4 protein-coding genes and 1 pseudogene are annotated in these 6,583 nt (G+C 45.3%); 4 read left to right on the forward strand and 1 reads right to left on the reverse strand.

The genetic code is table 11. The features are described from left to right. The coding region (locus tag RIC07_RS19260; RefSeq protein ID WP_446395931.1) for a hypothetical protein at window positions 1-1,232 on the reverse strand (1,232 nt) is incomplete at its 3' end. A gap of 599 nt (window positions 1,233-1,831) precedes the next feature. Between RIC07_RS19260 and RIC07_RS19265 the strand changes: the two genes are divergently transcribed. The 4 genes and pseudogenes from RIC07_RS19265 to RIC07_RS19280 all read left to right on the forward strand — a co-directional run. Continuing rightward, entirely contained in the window at window positions 1,832-2,143 is a 312-nt protein-coding gene (locus tag RIC07_RS19265; protein WP_446370958.1) for a hypothetical protein, read from the forward strand. 176 nt (window positions 2,144-2,319) lie between these two features. Continuing rightward, window positions 2,320-4,047, forward strand: a complete 1,728-nt coding sequence (locus RIC07_RS19270) for a succinate dehydrogenase/fumarate reductase flavoprotein subunit (protein ID WP_446395932.1) — start codon at window positions 2,320-2,322, stop codon at window positions 4,045-4,047. Window positions 4,048-4,513: 466 nt separating this feature from the next. Beyond that, complete coding sequence (locus RIC07_RS19275) at window positions 4,514-5,287, forward strand: PEP-CTERM sorting domain-containing protein (protein ID WP_446395933.1); 774 nt, start codon at window positions 4,514-4,516, stop codon at window positions 5,285-5,287. Window positions 5,288-5,730: 443 nt separating this feature from the next. Continuing rightward, window positions 5,731-6,447 (forward strand): annotated as a pseudogene (locus RIC07_RS19280) (NADH-quinone oxidoreductase subunit M); the annotation flags it as partial. Between the last annotated feature and the right edge of the window lie 136 nt (window positions 6,448-6,583).

The following is a 6,583-nucleotide window of genomic DNA, read 5'->3' on the forward strand; positions in this document are numbered from 1 at the left end:
GATAGTCCATACATCCGACTATATTTAACCAATCCAATCAAACTCGTGTAAGCTGGATTGCACAAAGAAAGAGTTATTCCTCGGTTGGATAAAATCGATGACAAAATCTGATAAAAACGACTGTATGCCCAGGCAGAAAGCATTCGAGCATATTTTTTTCCACGTTCTCGTAATTGAGCTTTCTTGGTCGAAAAATCTAAGCTTTCGCACAGAATAGGGCTCTGAAAACTTCTGGCTAAAGCTGCCAATTTCAAACAAACCTCTACAATTTGAGCATCTTGTTTCCCTGTGGGTAAACCGGTCTGAAAAGGAAGAGTTCCCTGAGCTTTTAAATTTCCTTGACCATCAACATAAGCCCAACCAATAGAACTAGGATTTAGATCGATGCCCAGGGCACCATACTTAATTTCTCTACTAACTTTCTCCACCGATGCGGGTGTGAATTGAACAGCGACCACCCAGCGATTATCCTTTCTATAGAAGTGCCATGTTTTCGCACCACTATTGGGTAATCTATTAATCTTTCTTGAGAAGCTGCCTATTTTTGATGTGACATATTTCCCAAACTTTGCTTCCAGACAACCGGGGACTCTCAACTTGATAGTATCCCCAGACCATTGACAAGTTTGATTCCCATAACTTTCATCCTTGGAACCAACAATAAATACTGACCCTCTGGATACCTTCACTCTAATTTTCGCCGATTTCAGATGTTTAATTTGATTGTGAAGTCGGTTGATATATCGCTTTTTATGATGCAGACCTTGACGCAGATGATGCCAGTTAGTTTTTCTCGTCTTGAGGTTTGACGACAAGGGAAAATTACAGCCTTTTTTGGAGGCTTTCCAGTTCTTTTTCCCATAAAACTTCCGAGCTAACTTAATTTTCTTCGTGGCTCTGTTTACCCAATCTTTCGCTGACTTAACTCGTGATTTTAATTGCTTTATCTGTCTTTTTCTACATTCTTTGGCTGAGGCAGTTTTTCCTTTAGCTAATGAAATTACTCCGTTAGCATAACGCTTGCTGAGTCCGTATTTCTCTTGAATATTACTATTCCAACTGGATTGATTAAATTTTATTTCTTTATTTAATAAATGGTTAACTGTTTCAACTGTTGCTTGATAGAATATATCGGACAATGAAGTTAAAAACATCTCCAAGTCGGTGAAACCGATGGGGTTAAGTTCATCGGCAGGAGTTGGCAACCCTTTGCAATAAGTTATCGTTGTCATCGCTTTTTGGCTACCTTCCTCAGTTCGGTCACTATTTTTTTTATGCTTATGACTTCGACTCCCTTATGTACCAATTAAGTCAACAATATCATATCGACTCCGGACTACCAGCCGTCCGAGAAGCTCCGAAGCCAGCCGTTGAGTTCCCATCGGTGCAACCTGCAAGACCGTCACACAAAGTCGAGTAGCTGCTTGTTGGGGGGTAAACTAAACATTTCCTGATTATATCCGAGAAAATGTCTAGTTATGTCACTAATTGTCTAGATATTTACCGACTGTTAGTTAACCCCACCCAATTGTAGGGTGCGTTAGCGAAGCGTAACGCACCGTTGTTCAAGGCTTTGGTGGGTTAGCAAGCTACGTCCTTTGTAACGGTTTGAGGTATATTTACAGAACTTAATAGAGTTCGGTCTATTTCCACCAAGCTACTTGGAACCCGAAGCTGTTCTTGAATGCCCTGTTTCCTGTTCCCTAACCAAGGACGAATGACACACATTGTAAACAAATATTGCGGATATCATAAAAATATGTTGAGAAATGTGCCAAAACTCAAATACGGTCTTATCCTTGGAACTTAAAGAAATGTGTCGAGGTTGATGATGGAACAATTTAACAAATATCGCTTGATCTGCACCCTGAGTTTTGGCGATATCTATGGACAAGTCATTGTGTGGTTAATCGTCATTTTCATAAGTCTTGCCTCTGCACTAGCGTTGTGGAGTGCCGATCGCCAAATTTATGCGTTGGCAACGGTGGGATTAGTCTTGGTCTTATCCTTACCCTTTTTACTCTTTGCCTTTGTGACCACATTGCTGAATCATATTGAAATATTAGCGATGGATGAGCAGGAAACAACGGCTGCCGATCGCAGCAGTCGCGGTGCATCCCAACCGGCTCAGGCAACTAGCTAGTACCAGAAGGCTCTAAGTCAGACTAACTTTTCACAGGATGTGGTGTCTCTGTAGGGGCGGGTTTCACCACTATCTTTTCGCTTGCAACCGGATGTAACTAAACCCGCCCCGACTTTCGGTAGGGAATTTTAGTAATCAGTCAAGATAGATAACAGCAGAAATTCAATCGAGTTGAGATGCGAGAACACGATGTCATTATTGTCGGCGGTGGTTTAGCCGGGTGTCGGGCGGCGTTGGAAATTAAACGCACTGATCCGAAGCTGAATGTGGCACTGGTTGCCAAAACCCATCCGATTCGTTCCCACTCCGTTGCGGCGCAAGGGGGGATGGCGGCGACGCTGAAAAATGTGGATGCGGAGGATACCTGGGAAGCCCACGCTTTTGATACGGTTAAGGGATCGGATTATCTAGCGGATCAAGATGCGGTGGAAATTCTTACCCGCGAAGCTCCCGATGTGGTGATTGATTTAGAACATCTGGGGGTACTCTTTTCCCGCTTACCTGATGGTCGCATTGCCCAACGTGCCTTTGGGGGTCATTCCCATCGCCGTACCTGCTATGCTGCCGATAAAACGGGTCATGCGATTCTGCATGAACTGGTAAGTAATCTCCGCAAGAACGACGTGACGGTGTACGAAGAATGGTACGTCATGCGGCTGATTTTGGAAGATGGGCAGGCAAAAGGGGTAGTAATGTTTAACCTCCTGACGACTCACCTGCAAGTGGTACGGGCAAAAGCGGTGATGTTTGCCACCGGGGGATATGGACGGGTGTTTAATACCACGTCCAATGATTTTGCCTCGACGGGAGATGGTTTAGCCATGTCCGCGTTGGCGGGAGTACCGTTGGAGGATATGGAGTTTGTCCAGTTTCATCCGACGGGGTTGTATCCGGTAGGTGTGTTAATTTCCGAAGCGGTACGGGGTGAAGGAGCGTATCTAATTAATAGCGAAGGCGATCGCTTCATGGCAAATTATGCGCCGAGTAAAATGGAGCTCGCCCCACGAGATATTACCTCACGCGCGATCGCATTAGAAATTCGTGCGGGTCGAGGAGTGCATCCGGATGGGAATCCTGGCGGTCCTTGCGTCTATCTGGATTTGCGACACATGGGCAAGGAAAAGATCATGAGTCGTATTCCCTTCTGTTGGGAAGAAGCCCACCGACTGGTTGGGGTTGATGCCGTATACGAACCGATGCCCGTGCGTCCTACTGCCCATTATTCCATGGGTGGCATTCCTGTCAATACCGATGGACAGGTGCGAAGTGGACCCGATGGATTAGTTGACGGATTTTTTGCCGCAGGGGAATCGGCTTGTGTCTCGGTTCACGGTGCTAATCGCTTGGGGAGTAATTCCCTGCTAGAGTGCGTGGTTTACGGCAAACGAACCGGGGCTGCGATCGCGCAATATATTCAAAACCGCAAATTACCTGACATTGATGAACAACTCTATCTCAATGCTGCCCAGAATAAGATTAATGCCTTGCTGGGTCAATCCGGAAGCCTACGCATCGGTCAACTGCGTCAAAACTTCCAAGACTGCATGACTCAATACTGCGGCGTCTTCCGCACCGAAGCATTAATGCAGGAAGGATTAAATCAACTGCAACAGTTAAAACAGCAGTATGAAAATATCTATTTAGATGACAAAGGAAGCTGCTGGAACACGGAATTAATCGAGGCGTTGGAACTGCGGAATCTGATGGTGGTTGGGGAAATTATTCTCACCTCTGCCCTAAATCGCCAAGAAAGTCGCGGTGCCCATTCTCGCGAGGATTATCCCCAACGGGATGATACCAACTTCTTAAAGCATACCTTGGCATACTATTCCTCAGCCGGAATTGATTTGCAGTATAAATCGGTGGCGATGACCCGCTTTGAACCCCAAGAACGCAAGTATTAGGCATTCTTGCTCCCCTTTCCATCTCCCCTAACCCCGCTTTGAAAGGGGAGATGGAGAGGGGCTGGGGGGTGAGGACTGTAGGGGCGCAAGGCTTGCGCCCTCTCACAACCGTAACTGTGCATGATGCTTATATAGCGCTACGCGAAGCGGGAATAGGGAATAGGCAACACCTCGGCTTCGCTCGGTGTGGAATATGCAATAGTGAAGACAAAAGCTTACCTGACAAGGGATTGAGCGATTTGAATTTTTCTTGATATGTCCTAACCTTAGTGCGTAGTGCTATAACTTATAATTTATTAATCTTTTTTGACTGGCTACATAAGCTAATCATTAAGAAAATATGCAGTTTACGAAGAAAAGCATAATCATATATTTTAGTATTACATTTCTGAATTAATTCTGCTTAAAGAATTAAACTACTTGACAGTAGTTATAAAAATAATCTCCACATTACTTGGAGGTTGCCATGAATTTAATACGCAACAAGCTGATTACTACAAGTTTAGCGGTGGGAGCATCTGTCATTGGTTTTGGCGTGCTATCCCAACCCGCATTTGCGGTCAACGTAAACTTTGTTAAGGAGGGAGGGAATCCCCCCGATGGCTGGACTAACTTGAACTGGACATTGGATGGTAGAGCTGGTGTTCAAGGATCAGGTGACTGGGAGTTTTCCACCAAGGAAGATGATGGTGATCCAATAGAGGAATTGCAATGGGAATGGCAAAACCAGGAAGAGGTTCCCTGGACGTTGGATTGGGATGGAAATACGGTTTCCTTTACCATTCAAAATCAAACTATTTCATATTACCAGGCGACTCCACCAGCAACATCCTTTAATGGATTCTACCTCTGGACTCGATCACAAACCAAAGAGGGAAAAGTGGCTCCGGGTACTGAAATGCTTTTGCAAGTCGATGCGATTAACGGAATTGATATTGATCCAGTTTCGAGTTCCGCTGTTGCACCTGAACCAGAGGGTGAGCAAAATATCACCAAAAACTATTTTTCCAGCGATACCCAAATTAGCACTCTTTCTGGTATTGCTAGGATGAGTTGGTTGGATGGCGCACCTAACCCTAACCAAGCACAAGCTCGTTCTCGAGTCGAGTTAAAAATTGAGGGGTTTTCTACTCCATCCACACCCGTACCTGAACCCTTGACTCTACTTGGTTCGGCTACAGCCCTAGGTTTTGGAGCATTGTTTAAACGACAATATTCAAAACAACACAAATCCGGTTAAACCATTCAAAACATCTACCTTGAGAAAGGTTCCCTAATCTCAACCGTTAACAACCTGCCCCAACATCTGGAAAGGGCGGGTTTTGAGCAAACGTTATCATCTAATAGCGAAACGAAAGTCCCTAAACCCGCCCCTACAAACCATGATCGACTAGCGCAGTGCGATCGCGCCACCCCACACTCACATCCTCAATCGGTGATTCAGCCTATACCCTTCAGGATAATGGATGGGCGATCGGTAGCCAAGGATTCAGCTATTGACAATTTAAATATTTTGTGATATAAAAACTCGCTCAGTAGCTCCTCAACCTTAATCCCAGAGAAACTTTGTATTAGTCCTGTTTATTGTGAAGATTTGGTATGCTTGTGTTTCTCCTCTTCTCAAACCTTTACGAAACTTAATACAATGTAACCAACATTAACGATAAGCATATATCCTTAGTCATGATTGGCAGTCAAATACCCTGGATAACGACGATTATTGTATTGCCGCTGCTGGCGTCTCTAGCGATTCCTCTGATCCCTGACAAAGAAGGTAAAACCGTCCGCTGGTATGCCCTAGGGGTTGGCATGACAAACTTCCTCCTCACCATCCATGCCTTTTGGCGTCACTACGATTTACAAAATTCTCAGTTCCAACTCCAAGAAACTTATTCCTGGATTCCCCAACTAGGCTTAAATTGGTCAGTCGGAGTCGATGGACTCTCAATGCCCCTAATTGTGCTATCGGGCTTAGTTACGACTCTGGCTATTCTGGCATCTTGGAAAGTCAACCGTAAGCCTCGTCTGTTTTATGCCCTGATGCTGGTGATGTATAGCGCCCAGATTGGCGTTTTCGCGGCTCAGGACTTACTATTATTCTTCTTAATGTGGGAATTAGAACTGATTCCCGTGTATCTGCTGATTTCCATCTGGGGTGGAGAAAAGCGCCTCTATGCCGCGACTAAGTTTATTCTTTATACCGCCGCAGGTTCTATCTTCATTCTCATCGCGGCATTAGCCATGGCATTCTATGGCGACACCGTTACCTTTGATATGCAACAGCTTGCCCAAAAGCATTACCCCATGGGAATGGAATTGGCGGTTTATGCAGGCTTGTTAATTGCTTACGGCGTAAAATTACCGATTTTCCCCTTACATACCTGGTTACCTGATGCTCACCGAAAATAGGGGGTTTGGGGGACGAGAAGCCCCCGGCTTCAGACGTGGGGAGGAATAGTCCCCCAAGGCAGGCGAATCCCCCTCGATGGGGGTGAGACTGCCAGATTCAGAATGTATAGGCATAACCGTCTTTCCT

It is taken from the genome of Coleofasciculus sp. E1-EBD-02 (assembly GCF_040218245.1).
Classification (GTDB): domain Bacteria; phylum Cyanobacteriota; class Cyanobacteriia; order Cyanobacteriales; family Coleofasciculaceae; genus Coleofasciculus.